Annotated in this window: 20 protein-coding genes; all 20 read left to right on the top strand. The window is 63.6% G+C overall.

Going from position 1 to position 19,579, the window contains the following annotated elements:
- Positions 1-19: 19 nt before the first annotated feature.
- The 20 genes from BLS13_RS12120 (at position 20) to nuoN (ending at position 19,472) form a co-directional block, all read left to right on the top strand.
- Positions 20-2,005 (top strand): OPT family oligopeptide transporter, encoded by a 1,986-nt coding sequence (locus BLS13_RS12120; protein ID WP_093452431.1) that lies wholly within the window; start codon positions 20-22, stop codon positions 2,003-2,005.
- Positions 2,006-2,081: 76 nt separating this feature from the next.
- Entirely contained in the window at positions 2,082-2,645 is a 564-nt protein-coding gene (efp, locus tag BLS13_RS12115) for an elongation factor P (protein ID WP_037525788.1), read from the top strand.
- Positions 2,646-2,784: 139 nt separating this feature from the next.
- Positions 2,785-3,606 carry an inositol monophosphatase family protein gene (locus BLS13_RS12110; protein ID WP_093452430.1) on the top strand — a complete coding sequence of 274 codons (822 nt, stop codon included), beginning with the start codon at positions 2,785-2,787 and terminating at the stop codon, positions 3,604-3,606.
- 125 nt (positions 3,607-3,731) lie between these two features.
- Positions 3,732-4,109, top strand: a complete 378-nt coding sequence (gene ndhC, locus BLS13_RS12105) for an NADH-quinone oxidoreductase subunit A (protein ID WP_037525785.1) — start codon at positions 3,732-3,734, stop codon at positions 4,107-4,109.
- Positions 4,100-4,657 carry a NuoB/complex I 20 kDa subunit family protein gene (locus BLS13_RS12100; RefSeq protein ID WP_037525784.1) on the top strand — a complete coding sequence of 186 codons (558 nt, stop codon included), beginning with the start codon at positions 4,100-4,102 and terminating at the stop codon, positions 4,655-4,657. Before ndhC ends, BLS13_RS12100 begins: the two co-directional genes overlap by 10 nt.
- A gap of 5 nt (positions 4,658-4,662) precedes the next feature.
- Positions 4,663-5,286 carry an NADH-quinone oxidoreductase subunit C gene (locus tag BLS13_RS12095; protein WP_176943567.1) on the top strand — a complete coding sequence of 208 codons (624 nt, stop codon included), beginning with the start codon at positions 4,663-4,665 and terminating at the stop codon, positions 5,284-5,286.
- Positions 5,287-5,410: 124 nt separating this feature from the next.
- A complete protein-coding gene (locus BLS13_RS12090) occupies positions 5,411-6,631 on the top strand; it encodes an NADH-quinone oxidoreductase subunit D (RefSeq protein WP_093452427.1) in 1,221 nt (406 codons plus the stop codon).
- Positions 6,628-6,813 carry a hypothetical protein gene (locus tag BLS13_RS12085; protein WP_143011944.1) on the top strand — a complete coding sequence of 62 codons (186 nt, stop codon included), beginning with the start codon at positions 6,628-6,630 and terminating at the stop codon, positions 6,811-6,813. Before BLS13_RS12090 ends, BLS13_RS12085 begins: the two co-directional genes overlap by 4 nt.
- On the top strand, positions 6,806-7,480 hold the full coding sequence (locus tag BLS13_RS12080) for a complex I 24 kDa subunit family protein (protein WP_093452424.1): 675 nt from the start codon (positions 6,806-6,808) through the stop codon (positions 7,478-7,480). The genes BLS13_RS12085 and BLS13_RS12080 overlap by 8 nt, the downstream gene beginning before the upstream one ends.
- The gene (locus BLS13_RS20705) at positions 7,477-7,626 is read left to right on the top strand and encodes a hypothetical protein (RefSeq protein ID WP_176943566.1); all 150 of its coding nucleotides are present in this window, start codon (positions 7,477-7,479) and stop codon (positions 7,624-7,626) included. Before BLS13_RS12080 ends, BLS13_RS20705 begins: the two co-directional genes overlap by 4 nt.
- Before the next feature lie 39 nt (positions 7,627-7,665).
- Positions 7,666-8,964, top strand: a complete 1,299-nt coding sequence (nuoF, locus tag BLS13_RS12075; protein WP_093452422.1) for an NADH-quinone oxidoreductase subunit NuoF — start codon at positions 7,666-7,668, stop codon at positions 8,962-8,964.
- A complete protein-coding gene (locus BLS13_RS12070) occupies positions 8,961-9,608 on the top strand; it encodes a hypothetical protein (protein WP_143011943.1) in 648 nt (215 codons plus the stop codon). Before nuoF ends, BLS13_RS12070 begins: the two co-directional genes overlap by 4 nt.
- A gap of 3 nt (positions 9,609-9,611) precedes the next feature.
- Positions 9,612-11,621 (top strand): NADH-quinone oxidoreductase subunit NuoG, encoded by a 2,010-nt coding sequence (gene nuoG, locus BLS13_RS12065; protein WP_093452419.1) that lies wholly within the window; start codon positions 9,612-9,614, stop codon positions 11,619-11,621.
- Positions 11,622-11,778: 157 nt separating this feature from the next.
- Complete coding sequence (gene nuoH, locus BLS13_RS12060) at positions 11,779-12,828, top strand: NADH-quinone oxidoreductase subunit NuoH (RefSeq protein ID WP_093452418.1); 1,050 nt, start codon at positions 11,779-11,781, stop codon at positions 12,826-12,828.
- Positions 12,825-13,310 (top strand): NADH-quinone oxidoreductase subunit NuoI, encoded by a 486-nt coding sequence (gene nuoI / locus BLS13_RS12055; RefSeq protein WP_093452416.1) that lies wholly within the window; start codon positions 12,825-12,827, stop codon positions 13,308-13,310. Before nuoH ends, nuoI begins: the two co-directional genes overlap by 4 nt.
- Positions 13,311-13,346: 36 nt before the next feature.
- Positions 13,347-13,958: an NADH-quinone oxidoreductase subunit J gene (locus BLS13_RS12050; RefSeq protein WP_093452415.1), complete on the top strand. Its 612-nt coding sequence runs from the start codon at positions 13,347-13,349 to the stop codon at positions 13,956-13,958.
- Positions 13,955-14,260, top strand: a complete 306-nt coding sequence (nuoK, locus tag BLS13_RS12045; RefSeq protein WP_093452413.1) for an NADH-quinone oxidoreductase subunit NuoK — start codon at positions 13,955-13,957, stop codon at positions 14,258-14,260. Before BLS13_RS12050 ends, nuoK begins: the two co-directional genes overlap by 4 nt.
- A 202-nt stretch (positions 14,261-14,462) precedes the next feature.
- Positions 14,463-16,505, top strand: coding sequence for an NADH-quinone oxidoreductase subunit L (nuoL, locus tag BLS13_RS12040; protein WP_093452412.1), 2,043 nt, complete (start codon positions 14,463-14,465; stop codon positions 16,503-16,505).
- 4 nt (positions 16,506-16,509) lie between these two features.
- Positions 16,510-18,033 (top strand): NADH-quinone oxidoreductase subunit M, encoded by a 1,524-nt coding sequence (locus BLS13_RS12035; RefSeq protein ID WP_093452410.1) that lies wholly within the window; start codon positions 16,510-16,512, stop codon positions 18,031-18,033.
- Entirely contained in the window at positions 18,033-19,472 is a 1,440-nt protein-coding gene (gene nuoN, locus BLS13_RS12030) for an NADH-quinone oxidoreductase subunit NuoN (protein WP_093452409.1), read from the top strand. The genes BLS13_RS12035 and nuoN overlap by 1 nt, the downstream gene beginning before the upstream one ends.
- Positions 19,473-19,579 lie beyond the last annotated feature (107 nt).

The raw sequence follows: 19,579 nt of genomic DNA, 5'->3' as shown, positions 1-19,579 counted from the left end.
GTACGGTGCGGCAAACCGAATGGAGATCGACATAGTGACGAGCCCGGCAAACGTACTCCGTTCGCAGCCCGAACTGACAATCCGTGGCCTCGTCCTCGGCGCGGTCATCACGCTCTTCTTCACCGCGGCGAACGTCTATCTCGGGCTCAAGGTCGGTCTGACCTTCGCGACGTCGATCCCCGCGGCCGTGATCTCGATGGCACTGCTGCGCTTCTTCAAAAATGCCGGGATTCTCGAGAATAATATCGTCCAGACGGTAGCGTCGGCGGCGGGCGCGCTGGCGTCGGTAATCTTCGTCGTGCCGGGCCTCGTCATGGTCGGCTGGTGGCACGGCTTTCCCTTCTGGCAGACCTTCGCCCTGTGCGCGAGCGGCGGCGTGCTCGGCGTGATCCTCAGCATTCCGCTGCGCCGTGCGCTGGTGACGGGATCGGATCTTCCTTATCCCGAGGGGGTCGCCGCCGCCGAAGTGCTGCGTGTCGGAAGTGAATCGCTGGAGGGCGCGGCCGAAAATGCCGCCGGCCTGCGGGTGATCGTGATGGGCAGCATCGCCTCGATGGGCTTCGCGATCCTCGCCGCGACCCGGCTGGCGGCCAGCGAGGCGTCGATCTGGTTCCGGCTCGGCGGCACGGCAGCGACCACCGGCCTGTGGGGCTCCTTGTCCTTTGCCCTGCTCGGCGCGGGCCATCTCGTTGGCCTGTCGGTCGGCATGGCGATGTTCGCCGGGCTGATCATCGCCTTCGGGATCGCCACGCCGTTGCTGACCTTTCTCGAAAGCACGCCGGGTACCGCGACCGACGCCGCGCTCGGCGTATGGAGCCATGAGGTGCGCTTCATCGGCGCCGGCGTGATCGGGGCGGCGGCGCTCTGGACCCTCGGCAAGCTCGCGTTGCCGATCTGGCAGGGCCTGAAGAGCGCGGCGGCTTCGTCGCGTGCGCGCAAACTCAGCGACGAATTGCTGCCGATCGAGGAGCGCGACATGCCGCTCCTTTATGTCGGCCTGATTCTGGTGGCCGTGTGCATTCCGATCCTGTTCCTGTTGTGGCAATTTGCCGGCGACGGTCCGCTGGCGGCCTATCGCCTGCCGCTGATGGCGATCGGGCTGGTCTATGTGCTCGTCGTGGGCGCGTTCGTGTCGGCGGTGTGCGGCTATATGGCGGGGCTGATCGGTTCGTCGAACAGCCCGGTCTCCGGCGTCGCGATCCTCGCGATCATCGGGGCGGCGTTGCTGCTCGCGATCGGCATCAAGCCGCTCGTCGGACCCGAGGCCACCGGGCATCTTGTGGCCTTCGCCTTGTTCGTGACGTCGATCGTGATCGCATCGGCGGTCATCGCCAACGACAATCTCCAGGACCTGAAGACCGGCCAGCTCGTCGGCGCGACGCCGTGGCGGCAGCAGGTGGCGCTGATCGTCGGCGTGGTCGCCGGCGCGGTGATGGTGCCGCCGATCCTGTACCTGCTCAACAAGGCCTATGGATTTGCGCCGCTTCCCGGCATGCCGGGGCCGACACCCGCGGCGCCTTTGCCTGCGCCGCAGGCGACCCTGATCTCCACACTTGCGAAGGGCGTGATGGGGGAGGGGCTCGACTGGAATCTGATCGGCACCGGGGCAGTGATCGGCCTGGTGCTGGTCGCGTTCGACGGCTGGCTGGGCAAACGCGGCTGGCTGCGGCTGCCGCCGCTCGCGGTCGGTATCGGCATCTATCTGCCCATGAGCGCGACGCTGCCGGTCGTGATCGGGGCGATCATCGGCTATTTCTACGATCGGCGCATGCCGACCGAGGTGGCGCAGCGGTTCGGCGTGCTGCTCGCCTCGGGGTTCATCGTCGGCGAAAGCCTGTTCGGGGTGCTGTTGGCGGGTGTCATCGTGGCTACCGATAATGCCAATCCGTTCGCTGTGATTGGCGAGGGGCATGAAGGCGCCGGAATGATCGTGGGGACATTGGCCGTGATCGGCCTGTTGTGGGGACTCTATCGATGGACGGCCCGGCTCGCCGCCCGGATATAGTGCCGCCCTTGCCCTTTGAGCGTCCTGCGGTTATGGCGCGCGCCGGCTCTTTCACATCCTCACATCCAGGTGAACCATGAAGATCAGCGGCGTGGACATCCGTCCCGGCAACATTATCGAATATGAAAAGGGGCTTTGGCGCGCGGTCAAGATCCAGCATACGCAGCCCGGCAAGGGTGGCGCCTATATGCAGGTCGAGCTCAAAAATCTGATCGATGGCCGGAAGAACAACGTTCGTTTCCGCTCGGCAGAGACCGTCGAGCGCGTTCGCCTGGACACCAAGGATTTCCAGTTCCTGTTCGCCGATGGCGATCAGCTGACCTTCATGGACAAGCTGAACTACGATCAGGTCGCGCTCGACAAGGACATCCTGGGCGATGCCGCGGCCTTCCTGCAGGACGGCATGGACGTGGTGATGGAGCTGTATGACGAACGCCCGATCTCGGTGCAGCTGCCCGATACGGTCGAGGCGCTGATCGTCGAGGCCGATGCGGTGGTGAAGGGCCAGACGGCCTCTTCCTCGTATAAGCCGGCCGTGCTCGAAAATGGCGTCCGCGTGATGGTGCCGCCGCATATCGGCGCCGGCACCCGCATCGTCGTCGATGTCTATAGCCGCGAATATGTGAAGCGGGCGGAGTAAAGTCGCCCATCCTTTCTCCCCTCCCGCTTGCGGGAGGGGTTTGGGGGTGGGCGCGAGCGACGCAGTCGCGAGCCTCTCCCGTCCATTCCCCCCCCCCCCCCCAGCCCCCTCCCGCAAGCGGGAGGGGGGGAGTCTTAAAATGGTAGCACATTCGGGCCTCATCACCGTCATGGATCGCGCGGCGCGCAAGGCGGCGCCGCGGTTGCGGCGTGACTTCAACGAAGTCCAGCAGCTGCAGGTCAGCCGCAAGGGCCCGGCCGATTTCGTGTCGATGGCCGATCGCCGCGCCGAAGAGACGATCTACGAGGAGCTCAAGAAGGCGCGTCCCGACTGGGGCTTCCTGATGGAGGAGGCCGGCGAGATCGAGGGCGATCCGAACAAGCCGCGCTGGATCGTCGATCCGCTCGATGGCACGTCCAACTTCCTGCATGGCCTGCCCCATTTTGCGATCTCGATCGCCGTCGAGGAACCGCGTCCGGGCGGCGGGCGCGGCGAGATTACCCAGGGCCTGATCTATCAGCCGCTGACCGATGAAAGCTTCTGGGCCGAAAAGGGCCGGGGCGCCTGGCTGCAGGACCGCCGGCTGCGTGTGTCGGCGCGGCGTGAGCTGCCCGATGCGCTGATCGCGACCGGCATTCCGTTCCTCGGCCATGGCAATTTCAAGCAGTGGAGTGCCATTTTCGCCGCGATCGCGCCCGAGGTGGCGGGAATCAGGCGTTTCGGCGCTGCGTCGCTCGATCTGGCGTGGGTTGCGGCGGGGCGGTTCGATGCCTTTTGGGAATCGGACCTGAAGCCGTGGGACGTGGCGGCGGGCATGCTGCTGGTGCGCGAAGCCGGTGGCTTCGTCAGCGATTTCCGGGGCGGTGACAAAGCGATGGAACGCAACGAGTTTTTTGCGTCCAACGACGGTTTGCACACCAAATTGCACAAGCTGATGGCGAACGGACTGCGTGGCATTTGAGGCTGCGCACGCCGCCGCCTTATTGCGATTCATTCTCACCCTTGGGGAGCCTTGCTTCGCAGGTGCAGCGGGCCTAAACGTCGGCCCGAACGCCGGTTTTCGGCATGTAATTTCGGAGTCATCGCATGGCGTCCGTCGCCGCTGGTTACCTGCCGATCCTGTTGTTTCTGGGGGTGGCGCTTGCGCTGTCCAGCGCCTTCGTCTTCCTGCCGATGGCCGCCGGCCGCCTCACCGGATCCTATAAGCCGAACCCTGAAAAGCTCGCCGAATATGAGTGCGGCTTTCCGGCGTTCGAGGATAGCCGCGCGCAATTCGACGTGCGCTTCTATCTGGTGGCCATTCTGTTCATCGTCTTCGATCTGGAGGCGGCGTTTCTCTATCCCTGGGCGGTGTCGCTCGGGGCGATCGGCTTTGTCGGTTGGCTGTCGATGATGATTTTCCTCGTCGAACTGCTGATCGGCTATATCTATGCCTGGAAGAAAGGCGCGCTTGAATGGGAGTGACCCTCGACGCGGCCCGCGATCCGTTTCCGAACGAAAACGAAATCGTCGCGCCCGATCCCGATTTTTTCAAGGGCCTCCAGTCCGAGGTCAATGACAAGGGCTTCCTCGTCACCTCGACCGAGGATCTGTTCCAGTGGGCGCGTACCGGCTCCTTGTGGTGGATGACGTTCGGCCTCGCCTGCTGCGCGGTCGAGATGATCCATGTGAACATGCCGCGTTACGACCTCGAGCGGTTCGGCGCCGCGCCGCGCGCATCCCCGCGCCAGTCCGACGTGATGATCGTCGCGGGCACGCTCTGCAACAAGATGGCCCCGGCGCTGCGCCGCGTCTATGATCAGATGTCCGAGCCGAAATATGTGATTTCGATGGGCAGCTGCGCCAATGGCGGCGGCTATTATCATTACAGTTATTCGGTGGTGCGCGGCTGTGATCGGATCGTGCCGGTCGACATCTACGTGCCCGGTTGCCCGCCGACCGCTGAGGCTTTGTTGTACGGCATCATGCAGCTCCAGCGAAAGATCCGCCGCGTGGGAACGATCGAACGGTGAGCGGCGTGACCAGTCCCCATCCGAAATTCGCCAGCAATGACGGCGTGATCGATGCCGCCACGGCCGCGCTGGGCGATCGGCTGATCCACGCCGTCGATCATGTCGGCGAGATCGCCCTGTTCGTGCGCCGGGAGGCCATAGTCGAGGCGCTGAAGATCCTGCGCGACGATCTGGCCTATCAGCAGCTGATGGAGATTGCCGGCGTCGACTATCCCGATCGTCCCGAGCGGTTCGAGGTCGTCTATTGCCTGCTCAGCCTGACCAAGAACCATCGCATCCGCGTGCATGTCAGCACCGATGAGGTGAAGCCGGTGCCATCGGCGACGGCGGTGTGGCCGGTAGCCGGCTGGCTCGAACGCGAAGTCTATGACATGTACGGCGTGCTGTTCGAGGGCAATCCCGATCTGCGGCGTATCCTGACCGATTATGGCTTCCGCGGGCATCCGCAGCGCAAGGATTTCCCGCTGACCGGCTATGTCGAGCTGCGCTATTCCGAAGAGCATAAGCGCGTCGTCTATGAGCCGGTGAAGCTGGCCCAGGACTTCCGCAGCTTCGATTTCATGAGCCCGTGGGAAGGGGCGGAATATATTCTGCCCGGCGATGAGAAAGCGGCCGAGGTGAAGAAGTGATGCGCGCACTCTCCGCCATCGTCATTCCCGCGCAAGCGGGAACCCACGGTGAAGGGACCTCGAACATCCGGGCGGTCCGCCGTCCATGGGTCCCCGCTTTCGCGGGGATGACAAGGGGGTTGTGATGGCCAGCACTTACGAAACCCTGACCCCCCAGGCGCAGGCCGGCGACACCGAGATCGCCAATTATACGATCAACTTCGGCCCTCAGCATCCCGCGGCGCACGGCGTGCTGCGCATGGTGATGGAGCTGGACGGCGAGATCGTCGAGCGGGTCGATCCGCATGTCGGGCTGCTCCATCGCGGCACCGAGAAGCTGATCGAGTACAAGACCTATTTGCAGGCTCTGCCCTATTTCGACCGGCTCGATTATTGCTCGCCGCTCGCGATGGAATATAGCTATGTGCTGGCGGTCGAGAAACTGCTCGGCCTCGAAGTGCCGAAGCGCGCGCAATATCTGCGGGTGTTCTTCGCCGAGCTGACCCGCATCTGCAATCATATGCTCAACCTCGGCAGCCATGTGATGGACGTCGGCGCAATGACGCCGAACCTGTGGTTGTTCGAGATCCGCGAGGATTGCCTGAACTTCTTCGAACGCGCTTCCGGCGCGCGCATGCATGCGGCTTATTACCGGCCGGGCGGCGTGCATCAGGATGTGCCTTTGAAGCTGCTCGCTGACATCGGCGACTGGCTCGACACAAGGCTGCCGCGGCTGTTCGACGATGCGATGAGCCTCGTCATCGACAACCGCATCTTCAAGCAGCGCAATGTCGATATCGGCACGGTATCGCGCGACGATGCGATCGCCTGGGGCTTTTCCGGCCCGATGATCCGCGCCGCCGGCATCCCGTGGGATCTGCGCAAGAGCCAGCCCTATGATGTCTATGCAGAGATGGATTTCGACATCCCCGTCGGGACGCGCGGCGATTGCTATGATCGGTTCATGGTGCGCGTCGAAGAGGTCCGCCAGTCGGCGCGGATCATGAAGCAGTGCCTTGCGAACATGCCTGAGGGCCCGATCGCCAGCCTCGACCGCAAAGTCTCGCCGCCCAAGCGCGGCGAGATGAAGCGTTCGATGGAAGCGCTCATCCACCATTTCAAGCTCTACACCGAGGGCTTTCACGTGCCGGCGGGCGACGTCTATGTCGCAACCGAGAGCCCCAAGGGCGAATTCGGCGTCTATCTGGTCGCCGACGGCACCAACAAGCCTTATCGCTGCAAGATCCGCCCGACCGGCTTCTCGCATCTGCAGGCAATGGATTTCATGATGAAGGGTCATATGCTGGCCGACACCACCGCGATTCTTTCGGCGATCGATATCGTGTTTGGGGAGGTGGATCGGTGATGAAGCGCAACTGGATGTCGTGGAGGATGGCGGCTATCGTGGCGCTGTCGATAGCCGTGACGGCTTTCGCCCTCGGTCAGTTTGTCAAAGGCGCCGGCGTCATATTCGTCATCATGGCGTCGACGATGTGGACTGCCTACAGCGCTTCGCGCCAATCCCGTTTGGAGCGGAAGAATGTCTGACGACGCGCACATCCCCGACGAAGCCGAGACCCGCGCCCGCTGGGGCGCTTTCGCCTGGACGGCCGAAAATGTCGACAAAGTGAAGGAGATCATCGGTCGCTATCCGCCGGGTCGCCAGCAGTCGGCGGTGATGCCTTTGCTCGATCTCGCCCAGCGCCAGGTCGGCGCCGAGACGCAGACTCAGGGCTGGCTGCCCGTGCCGGTGATGGAGATGATCGGCGATACGCTCGGCATGGCCTATATCCGCGTCTATGAGGTCGCCAGCTTCTACACGATGTACAATCTGGCGCCGGTCGGCCGCTATCATGTCCAGGTGTGCGGCACGACGCCGTGCATGCTGCGCGGATCGGACGACGTGCTCGACGCCTGTTACAAGAAGGGCCTGAAGAAGGGCGCGACGACCGCTGACGGGTTGTTCACGCTGACCGAGGTCGAATGTCTCGGCGCCTGCGCGAATGCGCCGATGGTCCAGATCAACGACGACAATTATGAAGACCTGACCTTCGAGACCACCACGGCGATCCTCGAGACGCTCGCGGCGGGCGGACAGCCGAAGATCGGCCCGCAGATCGAGCGACAGACGAGCTGCCCCGAAGGCGGCCCGACCACTTTGGTCGAGATGACGACCGAAAATCATGATTATCGTGGGCGCTGGAATGCGGCATGAGCGCGCTGATCTCGATCATCATCACGATCGTCCTCGCGATCCTGCTGCTGAAGCTGGCGTTCAAACTGCTCGGCATCGCGATCGCGGTCGCGATCGGCGTGGCGATCTATTTCTTCATCGAGAAATTCGTGGGGGCAGGGCGATGAGCTCTCTCCGCGCGACAACTGGGGCGGAGGGCGCGGCGCGTGCTTGACGACAAGGACCGCATCTTCACCAATGTCTACGGGTTCCAGCCGTGGAACCTCGATGCCGCCCGCATGCGCGGCGACTGGGACGACACCAAGGCGCTGATGGCGCGCGGGCAGGACCAGATCATTGAGGATATCAAGGCCTCGGGGCTGCGCGGCCGCGGCGGCGCGGGCTTCCCGACCGGCATGAAGTGGAGCTTCATGCCCAAGGAGCCGAAACCCGGCAAGCCGAGCTTCCTGCTGATCAACGCCGACGAATCCGAGCCCGGTTCGTGCAAGGATCGCGAGATCATCCGCCACGATCCGCACAAATTGATCGAAGGCGCGTTGATCGCCGGCTTCGCGATGCGCGCGCGGGCGGCCTATATCTATATTCGTGGCGAGTTCATTTACGAAGCCAAGGTGCTGTTCGCGGCGGTGGCCGAGGCCTATGCCGCCGGCCTGCTCGGCAAGAATGCCGCCGGATCGGGTTACGATTTCGATGTGTTCGTCCATCGCGGGGCGGGCGCCTATATCTGCGGCGAGGAAACCGCGCAGATCGAAAGCCTCGAAGGCAAGAAGGGCCAGCCGCGCCTGAAGCCTCCCTTCCCGGCGGGGGCCGGCCTCTATGGCTGCCCGACCACCGTCAACAATGTCGAATCGATCGCGGTGGCGCCGACGATCCTGCGGCGCGGCGCCGTCTGGTTCTCGTCGTTCGGGCGCGAGGGTAACAAGGGCACCAAACTCTTCCAGATCAGCGGCCATGTGAACAAGCCCTGCGTCGTCGAAGAAGAAATGGGCGTTCCGTTCCGCGAGCTGATCGAACGTCACGCTGGCGGCATCAGGGGCGGCTGGGACAATCTGCTCGCGGTGATCCCCGGCGGTTCGTCGGTGCCTTTGGTGCCGGCCGCGCAGATCATAGACGCGCCGATGGATTTCGACGGGCTCAAGGCGCTTGGGTCAGGCCTCGGCACCGCCGCCGTGATCGTGATGGACAAGTCCACAGACATCGTCCGCGCCATCAGCCGGCTCAGCTATTTCTACAAGCATGAAAGCTGCGGCCAGTGCACGCCGTGCCGCGAAGGCACCGGCTGGATGTGGCGGGTGATGGAGCGGCTGCGCACCGGCGAAGCCGATATTTCCGAGATCGACATGCTGCAGGAAGTGACCAAGCAGGTCGAAGGCCATACGATCTGTGCCTTGGGCGATGCGGCGGCGTGGCCGATCCAGGGGCTGATCCGTCACTTCCGGCCGGAGATCGAACGTCGGATCAATGATCGCAACGGCAGCGCGCCGTTGATGGAAGCTGCCGAGTGAAGATGCGGTCGCTCGCGATCCTCCTATGGGGCGCTGCATCGGTAACAGCCGACGCAGCCGAGCATCGTTCCGCGGTGTACGGGAAGCCGTCCGAGGCGCTTGCCGTCCAGGCGGTTCATAATTTCGCCAAATGTATCGTCGACCGCACGCCGCAAGGCGCCGAAAAGGTGCTGGCGATGGATTTCCGTACGAAGGAGTATTCGGAGGCATTGCGCACCCTTGCCAGAGGACATGAAGATCATTGCCTGAACGGCGGCGATCGGATGCGGTCCAATCGGGTATTGCTGGCGGGTGGGCTGGCCGAAGCACTGTTGAATGCAAAAGGTGTGATCGCTCATCTCGCTCGTGCGACGGCATATGATCCGACCAAGCCTCCGATCGAATCGCGAGCACTATCGGAGACGATCAGTATCTGCATCGTTCGCGAAGAGCCGGGCAAGGTTGCCAACCTGTTTGGTACCGAGCCTGCTAGTGAGGCAGAGAATCGCGCCACGCAAGCGTTGGGGGGAACCCTGGTCAAATGCGTGCCCTCGGGGAAGACGATGAAGATGAACCGGCCCGCCTTACGCGCTTTGCTCGCGTTGGCCGCCTATCGCGCCGCACAGAATAACAGCCCGGCGACCACGCCGGCTTCGGGAAGCTGATCCATGCCGAAACTCACCGTAGACGGGATCGAAGTCGAAGTCCCCGCCGGCGCTACCGTGCTGCAGGCGTGCGAGGCGGCCGGCAAGGAGATACCGCGCTTCTGCTATCATGAGCGGCTGTCGATCGCCGGCAACTGCCGGATGTGTCTGGTCGAAGTGAAGCCCGGGCCGCCCAAGCCGCAGGCCTCGTGCGCGCTGCCGGCGGCCGACAAGCAGGAGGTGTTCACCAGCACGCCGATGGTCAAGAAGGCGCGCGAAGGGGTGATGGAGTTTCTGCTCATCAACCACCCGCTCGATTGCCCGATCTGCGATCAGGGCGGCGAATGCGATCTGCAGGATCAGTCGGTCGCTTATGGCAAGGGCCAGTCGCGCTTTGCCGAGAATAAGCGCGCCGTCACCGACAAATATATGGGCCCGATCGTCAAGACGACGATGACCCGCTGCATCCAGTGCACGCGCTGCGTGCGCTTCGCCGAGGAAGTTTCGGGCGTCGAGGAGATCGGTGCGATCGGCCGTGGCGAGAATATGCAGATCACCTCCTATCTCGAACATGCGGTGACGAGCGAGCTTTCGGGCAATGTCGTCGATCTGTGCCCGGTCGGTGCGCTGACGTCGAAGCCTTATGCGTTCGAAGCGCGGCCGTGGGAGCTCAAGAAGACGCCGTCGATCGACGTGATGGACGCGGTCGGCACCAACATCCGCCTCGACAGCCGCGGTCGGCAGGTGCTGCGCGCGCTGCCGCGCCTGAACGAAGACGTGAACGAGGAATGGGCGTCGGACAAGACGCGCCACGCGGTCGATGGCCTCGTTCGCCGTCGGCTCGACAAGCCTTATGTTCGCAAGGACGGCAAGCTCGTTCCGGCGACGTGGGGCGAGGCGTTCGCGGCGATCAAGGCGGTCGACGCCGGATCGTCGGTGGCGGCGATCGCCGGCGATATCGTCGATTGCGAGACGATGTATGCCGCCAAGGCGCTGCTGCGCTCGATGGGATCGGATCTGCTCGAGGGCCGTCAGACCGGCCTCGCTTATGCGGTGCCCAATCTGGCGTCGGTTAATTTTAACAGCGGGATCGCGGGCATCGAAACCGCCGACATGATCCTGATCGTCGGCAGCAATGTCCGTTGGGAAGCGCCGTTGGTGAACACCCGCATCCGCAAGGCGGTCAAGCGCGGCGCCAAGGTCTATGCGATCGGGCCGAAGGTCGATCTGAGCTACAAGGTCGAATGGCTGGGCGAGGACATTTCGGTGATCCTCCGCCTGCCCGAGGAGCTTCGCGAGGCGTTCATCAATGCCGAGCGTCCGGCGATGATCGTCGGCGGCGGTGCGCTCAAGATCGCGGGCGCGCAGGCATGGACCTTGACGGTCGCGTCGCGGCTCAAGCTGGTGCGCGACGGCTGGAACGGCTTCAACGTGCTGCATATGGCGGCGGCGCGGATGGGCGGGCTGATGCTCGGTTTCGCCCATGACGGCGGGATCTTCGCGCTGGCCGAAAAGGCACCGAAACTGGCGTTCTTCCTCGGCGCCGACGACGTCGATTTCGCGCGCTTCGCCGGCAGCTTCAAGGTCTATATCGGCCATCATGGCGAGGCGGGGGCGTCTGCGGCCGATGTCGTGTTGCCGGGCGCGGCCTATACCGAGAAAAGCGGCACCTATGTGAACCTCGAAGGGCGCGTCCAGCGTGGCGACCGGGCGGTGTTCCCGCCGGGCGATGCGCGCGAGGATTGGGCGATCCTGCGGGCGCTGTCCGATGCGCTGGGGCACACATTGCCATTCGATACGCTCGACGCGCTGCGCGTGGCGATGGCCGCGGAAGTGCCCGATCTCGGCCGCGAGGGGCTCGCCAGTTACAAATGGGCCTTCCCGAAGTTCGAGGCGCCCAAGCCGGTCGGGGCGATCGCCTATCCGATCAAGGATTTCTACCTGACCAACCCGATCGCGCGCGCCAGCGAGACGATGCAGCGTTGCTCGGCTGAACTGATCCATGGCCAGAGCTTCGCGGAGGCCGCGGAATGAGGGGCGTCGATTTTTCTTCTCCCTCGCCCCCTTCAGGGGGAGAGGGTCGGGGAGAGGGGGCAGTGCGGGAGGCGCTGTTCCAAACCTCTTCCCCACTGCCCCCTCTCCCAACCCTCTCCCCCGCAAGCGGGGGAGAGGGCTTTAAGAGCGCCGCGATATGACGTCCTTCTTCCAACATTATGTCGGTACCGGCTGGGGCTGGTTCATCGCCAACCTGATCGGTATCCTGCTGATCGCGCTGCCGCTGATGCTGGCGGTCGCGATGATCATCTATGCCGATCGCAAGATCTGGGCGGCGATGGCGCTGCGGCGGGGCCCGAACGTGGTCGGCCCGTTCGGGCTGCTGCAGTCGTTCGCGGATGGCCTGAAGGTGTTCCTCCAGGAAACGATCATCCCGTCGGCGGCGAACAAGGGGCTGTTCCTGATCGCGCCGATCCTGACCTTCACGGTTGCCTTGATCGTGTGGGCGGTGATTCCGTTCGGGCCGGGGATCGTGCTCGCCAACATCAATGTCGGCCTGCTCTATATCCTCGCGGCATCGTCGATCGGCGTCTATGGCGTGATCATCGCGGGCTGGGCTTCCAACTCCAAATATCCCTTCTATTCGGCGCTCCGCGCGGCCGCGCAGATGGTGAGCTATGAAGTCTCGATCGGCTTCGTCCTGATCTCGGTCGTTTTGTGGGCCGGCAGCTTCAACATGTCGGCGATCGTCGAGGCGCAGCGCGCCCATATCTTCGGCTTCGTCAATGGTTTCGGCTTCAATCCGTTGCTGTTCCCGATGGCGGTAGTCTTCCTGATCTCGTCGATGGCCGAGACGGCGCGCGCGCCGTTCGACCTGACCGAGGCGGAGAGCGAACTCGTCGCCGGCTACCAGACCGAATATTCGTCGATGGCGTTCGCGCTCTACTGGCTCGGCGAATATGCCAACGTCATCCTGATGTGCGGATTGAACGCGATCCTGTTCTGGGGTGGCTGGCTGCCCCCGCTCGACTGGGCGCCGCTCTACATGGTGCCGGGCATCATCTGGTTCTTCGCCAAATTGATGTTCTTCTTCTTCGTCTTCTCGTGGGTGAAGGCGACCGTCCCGCGCTACCGATACGACCAGCTGATGCGGCTGGGCTGGAAGATCTTCCTGCCCTTGTCGCTGCTCTTCGTGGTCCTGGTGTCCGGCTGGCTGGAAGTCACTCGTTACGGAGCGTTCGGATGAACCTCGCTTATCTGATCAAATCCTTCACGCTCTGGGAGTTTGTGAAGGCGCATGCGCTGACCTTGAAATATTTTTTCAAGGCCAAGGCGACGATCAACTATCCGTTCGAGAAGAACCCGCTCTCCCCGCGCTTCCGCGGTGAGCACGCTTTGCGCCGCTATCCGAACGGCGAGGAACGCTGCATCGCGTGCAAGCTCTGCGAGGCGGTGTGCCCGGCGCAGGCGATCACGATCGAGGCCGAGCCGCGCGATGACGGCAGCCGCCGCACCACCCGCTACGATATCGACATGACCAAGTGCATCTTCTGCGGCTTCTGCCAGGAAGCGTGCCCGGTCGACGCGATCGTCGAGGGCCCGAATTTCGAATATGCGACCGAGACCCGCGAGGAGCTGATCTACGACAAGTCGAAGCTGCTCGCGAACGGCGATCGCTGGGAAACGGCGATTGCCGCGAACCTTGCCGCCGATGCACCGTACCGTTAAGCCGCCAGCCGTGTCCGAAGGGGGCCAGACCGCACCGTGATCCAGATAATCGCCTTCTATTTGTTCGCCTTCATGGTGCTCGCCTCGGCGACGCTCACCATCATGGCGCGCAATCCGGTGCACAGCGTGCTGTGGCTGATCGTCGCCTTCTTCAATGCGGCGGGGCTGATGATCCTGCTCGGCGCCGAGTTCATCGCGATGCTGCTCGTCATCGTCTATGTGGGCGCAGTCGCCGTGCTGTTCCTGTTCGTGGTGATGATGCTCGACATCGATTTCGCCGAGCTGCGATCGGGTTTCGCCAAATATCTCCCGTTCGGTGTGGCGCTGGTGATCGGTCTCGCGGCCGAGATGATCTTCGCCGAGACCGCGAAGGACGCCAGCCATGTCGGGATTGCGGCGCGGTTCGCGCCGACGCCGGAAGGCGTGCCCAATATCGAAGCGCTCGGGACGTTGATCTACACCCGCTATCTCTACATCTTCGAAGGTGCCGGCCTCGTCCTGCTGGTCGCTTTGATCGGCGCGATCGTGCTCACCCACCGCAAGCGCGGCGGCGTGAAGACGCAGAATATCGCGCGCCAGAACCAGCGCCGCCCCGAGGATGCCACCCGCAACGTCAATCAGCCCGTCGGGCAGGGGATGGAGCTATGATCGGCCTTCAGCATTATCTGGTCGTCTCGGCCATTCTGTTCATGCTCGGCGTGTTCGGTATCTTCCTGAACCGCAAGAATGTGATCATCATCCTGATGGCGATCGAGCTGATCCTGCTCAGCGTCAATATCAACCTGGTCGCCTTTTCCGCCTTCCTCGGCGATCTGGTGGGGCAGGTGTTCGCGATGTTCGTGCTGACGGTGGCGGCGGGCGAGGCCGCGATCGGTCTTGCGATCCTCGTCATCTATTTCCGTGGCCGCGGCACCATCGCGGTCGACGATATCAACCGGATGAAAGGGTGATGGTGATCCCAACCCTCCTTCGTCATCCCAGCGGATGCGCGCGTGAAGAAATCAAAACCTCCTTTTGGAGCGGTTGCGGCTTTGATCGAGCGGATAAGCCCCTCCCCTTCAGGGGAGGGGAGGGGCTTAGATTTCTTCATGCGCTTGTCCGGCGGGATGACGAATATAGCGCCGGGAATATGGCAGGGTTTGTGAGAGCTGCATGATCAAGCTTATCGTCTTCCTGCCGTTGCTGGCAGCCATCGTCGCCGGGCTCGGCAATCGCATGATCGGCAATGTCGCGGCCAAGGTCGTGACGACCGGGGCGCTGTTCGCCGCCTGTGCGATGTCCTGGGCGGTGTTCGTGCCGTTCCTGGGCGGCAGCGCGAGCGCGCATGTCGTGCATGTGCTCGATTTCATCCAGTCGGGCGATCTGTCGGTGAGCTGGGCGCTGCGCGTCGACACGCTGACCGCGGTGATGCTGGTGGTGGTCACCAGTGTCTCCAGCCTCGTCCATTTGTACAGCTGGGGCTATATGGCGGAGGACGACAGCCAGCCGCGCTTCTTCGCTTATTTGTCGCTGTTCACCTTCGCGATGCTGATGCTGGTGACGGCGGACAGCCTGGTGCAGATGTTCTTCGGCTGGGAAGGCGTAGGTCTTGCTTCCTATCTGCTGATCGGCTTCTGGTACAAGAAGCCGAGCGCGAATGCCGCCGCGATCAAGGCGTTCGTCGTCAACCGCGTGGGCGATTTCGGTTTCTCGCTCGGCATCTTCGGGACGTTTCTCGTCTTCGGTACCGTCTCGATCCCCGAGATCCTGCACGCCGCGCCGGCTTATGCCCATGCGACGATCGGTTTCCTCGGCTACCGGCTCGATCTGATGACGACGCTCTGCCTGCTGCTGTTTGTCGGCGCCATGGGCAAGTCGGCGCAGCTCGGGCTGCACACCTGGCTGCCCGACGCGATGGAGGGCCCGACCCCGGTGTCGGCGCTGATCCATGCCGCGACGATGGTGACCGCAGGCGTGTTCATGGTCTGCCGGCTGTCGCCGATGTTCGAGGTGAGCCCGACTGCGATGCACGTCGTCACCTATGTGGGCGCGGCGACCGCCTTCTTCGCGGCGACGGTGGGCACCACCCAGACCGACATCAAGCGCGTGATCGCCTATTCGACCTGTTCGCAGCTCGGCTACATGTTCTTCGCGGCCGGTGTCGGCGCCTATAATGCGGCGATGTTCCACCTGTTCACCCACGCCTTCTTCAAGGCGTTGCTGTTCCTCGGCGCCGGATCGGTGATCCATGCGATGCACCATGAGCAGGACATGCGCTATTATGGCGGCTTGAGGAAACAGATCCCCTTCACCTTCTGGGCGATGATGGCGGGCACGCTCGCGATCACGGGCGTCGGCATTGCGGGGATCTTCGGTTTCGCCGGCTTCTATTCGAAGGACGCGATCATCGAAGCGACCTTCGCCAATGGCTCGACCTCGGGTGGCGTCGCCTTTGCGGTCGCGGTTTTCGCGGCATTGCTGACGAGCTTCTATTCGTGGCGACTGATCTTCCTCACCTTCTTCGGCAAACCGCGCTGGGCGGGCTCCGAGCATATCCAGCATGCGGCGCACGATGCCCATGGGCATGGCGACGATCATCATGATGCGCACGCGCATGACGATCATGGCCACGGCCATGCGTTGGAAGGCGATGCCGGCTATCATCCGCACGAAAGCCCGATCGCGATGCTGATTCCGCTGGCCTTGCTGTCGGTCGGCGCGGTGTTCGCGGGCTACGTGTTCGCGCCTTTCTTCCTCAGCCCCGAAAAGGGCGAGGCGTTCTGGCAGGGCAGCCTGGCCTTCAACGGGCACCTGATGGAGGCGATGGAAGTCATACCGTGGTGGGCGAAGATGTCGGCGACCTTCGCGATGCTGACCGGCCTGCTGATCGCGCTCTGGGCCTATGTCTGGGATAAGAGCGTACCGGCGCGCTTCACCGCGCAGTTCAGCGTCCTCTACGATTTCCTGCTCCACAAATGGTATTTCGACGAACTGTACCATGTGCTGTTCGTCGTGCCGGCCTTCTGGCTGGGCAATATCTTCTGGAAGAGGGGCGATCAGGGGCTGATCGATCGGTTCGGGCCGAACGGTGTGGCGGCCTTGGTCGTCGGCACCGGGGCTGCGGCCCGGAAGATGCAGTCGGGTTATCTTTATACCTATGCGCTGGTGATGCTGCTCGGTCTCGCCGGGGCGGCGACCTGGGCGATGGTGGGCTGAACAGATGGGCTTTCCGATCCTTACTTTGATGGTCGCCATTCCCGCGGTAGCGGGCGGCATCTGCCTGTTTTCAGGCGCGAGCGCCGCGCGCTGGATCGCGCTGGCGGCGACTTTGGCCGATCTGCTGCTGGGCGTATCTTTATGGGTGCATTTCGACATCGGCGGGCCGCAGTGGCAGTTTACCGAACATGTCGATCTGTTCGGCCGCTTCGCCTGGGCGCTCGGCATCGACGGCATCGCGCTGATGCTGATCATGCTGTCGGTGTTCCTGATGCCGATCTGCATCGGTGCATCCTGGGTTTCGATCGAAAAGCGCGTGCCCGAATATATGGCGGCGTTCCTGCTGATGGAAACGCTGATGATCGGCGTGTTCTCGGCGCAGGATCTGTTCCTGTTCTACATCTTCTTCGAAGCCGGCCTGATCCCGATGTACCTGATCATCGGCATCTGGGGCGGTGCCGAGCGGATCTACGCGAGCTATAAATTCTTCCTCTACACCCTGCTCGGATCGGTGCTGATGCTGATCGCGATGCTGTGGATGGCGCAGGCCGCCGGCAGCACCGACATCCCGACCTTGATGGCGTTCGATTTCCCGCCGCATGCGCAGACCTGGCTGTTCCTTGCCTTCTTCGCGTCCTTCGCGGTGAAGATGCCGATGTGGCCGGTCCACACCTGGCTGCCCGATGCGCACGTGCAGGCGCCGACCGCTGGCTCAGTGATCCTGGCCGGCGTGCTGCTGAAGATGGGCGGTTACGGCTTCATCCGCTTCTCGCTGCCGATGTTCCCGGAAGCCTCGGCGCAGCTGATGTGGCTGGTGATGGGGCTGTCGATGATCGCGGTGGTCGTCACCTCGCTGATCGCGCTCGTCCAGAACGACATGAAGAAGCTGATCGCGTATTCGTCGGTCGCGCATATGGCGTTCGTGACGATCGGCCTGTTCGCGTTCAACCGGCAGGGCCTCGAAGGCTCACTGATGGTGATGCTCAGCCACGGCCTCGTATCGGGCGCGCTCTTCCTGTGCGTCGGCGTGATCTACGATCGGCTGCACACGCGCGAGATTGCGCGCTACGGCGGCCTCGCCAACAACATGCCCTATTACGCCTTGTTCTTCATGCTGTTCACGATGGGCTCGGTCGGCCTGCCCGGCACCAGCGGCTTCGTCGGCGAATTCCTGTCGCTGGTCGGTGCCTATCATGCGTCGAGCTGGGTCGCGTTCGTCGCGACCACCGGCATCATCCTGGGCGCGGCGTATATGCTCTATCTGTACCGCCGCGTGGTCTATGGCCCGCTGACCAAGGATGACGTCGCGGCGATGCCCGATCTGTCGTTGCGCGAATGGGCGTTGCTGGCGCCGATCGCGGCGGCTGTATTGTGGATGGGCGTCTATCCCGAAAGCTTCCTGGCGCCGATGCGCGCCGATGTCGGCGCGCTGCTGGCCCGGGTCGCACGCGCCGCGCCGGCCGGCGATTCGCATATCGTGGTGGGCAAGCCCGCCTCCATTGTTCAGGCTCCGGGGGAGGCGCACTGATGTCCATTACCGCTTCGCTCGCGCTCACCCTGCCCGAACTGATCCTGTCGATCGGCGCGATGGTGCTGCTGATGGTCGCCGCCTTCGGGGGCGACAGCCTGACCCGTGCGATCAGCTGGGGCGCGGTCGCCTTGTTCGCCGCCGCCGGCCTGTCGCTGTTCGGCCCCGCCGGCAATGGCGGCCCGGGGTTCGACGGCCTCTATATCGCCGACAGTTTCGCGGCCTTCGCCAAGGCGCTGATCTACATCGCGGCGGCGGTCTCGGTCATCATTGCGCCGGGCTTCTTCGCGCGGCAGGGGCAGTTGCGCGCCGAATATCCGATCCTGATCCTGCTTTCCGCCACCGGCATGGGCATGATGGTATCGGCCGGCGACATGCTGACGCTCTATGTCGGCCTCGAGCTGCAGAGCCTTGCCGCTTATGTGCTGGCGAGCTTCATGCGCCGTGACAGCCGTTCGGCCGAAGCCGGCCTCAAATATTTCGTGCTGGGCGCTTTGGCCTCGGGCATCCTGCTCTACGGCATTTCTTTGCTGTACGGCTTCACCGGGACGACCCTGTTCTCGGGGATCGCCAAGGCGCTCGAAACCAAGGCGAGCATCGGCCAGATGTTCGGCATCGTCTTCGTGTTGGCGGGCCTTGCCTTCAAGATCTCGGCGGTGCCGTTCCACATGTGGACCCCCGACGTCTATGAAGGCGCGCCGACCCCGGTGACGGCCTTCTTCGCCTCGGCCCCCAAGGTTGCCGGGATGGCGTTGCTGATCCGCGTTGCCGTCGTGGCGATGGGCGGCGAAACCGATGCCTGGCGGCAGATCGTGGTGTTCGCGGCGTTGGCCTCGACCGTCTGGGGCGGTGTCGCGGCGATCGGCCAGACGAGCATCAAGCGCCTGCTGGCATATTCGTCGATCAACAATGTCGGTTTCGCTCTGTTCGGTCTCGCCGCGGGCACGCCCGACGGGGTTGCCGCGACGATGACCTATATGGCCGTCTATGTCGCGATGACGCTGGGCAGCTTCCTGTGCGTCCTGCAGATGCGCGATGCGGGCGGCGAGCCGGTCGAGACGATTGCGAGCCTCTCGGGCCTGTCGCGGACGCGGCCGGCGCTGGCGGCGGCGCTCGCGATCTTCATGTTCTCGCTGGCCGGTATCCCGCCCTTGTTCGGCTTCTGGCCGAAGTTCCTGGTGTTCGACGCGCTCGTCGCGATCGGGCTGTGGCCGCTGGCGATGATCGGTATCGCTACCTCGGTGATCGGTGCCTTTTATTACCTGAAGATCGTGAAAACGATGTATTTCGACGAGCCGGCCGCCGCCTATGCGCCGGCGGAGAGCAAGATCGAAAGCGGGCTGATCGTGCTGTCGGCCCTGTTCGTGTCGCCGCTCGGCTATCTGGCGATCCCGCTGCTCGGTGCGGCCAGCCTTACGGCGGCGCGCGCGCTGTTTTAGGGTGGTAGCGTCGGGGCGACTATCAAGGTTCGCGGTGGCGGGCAGGCCCCACCCCAACCCCTCCCCTGAAGGGGAGGGGCTCGCAGGCGGCGACCGCTTGCTCAAAA

This window comes from Sphingomonas sp. YR710 (assembly GCF_900101455.1).
GTDB lineage: Bacteria > Pseudomonadota > Alphaproteobacteria > Sphingomonadales > Sphingomonadaceae > Rhizorhabdus.
The sequence above is the reverse complement of the archived record's forward strand: the minus strand, read 5'-3'. Positions and strand labels throughout refer to the sequence as shown.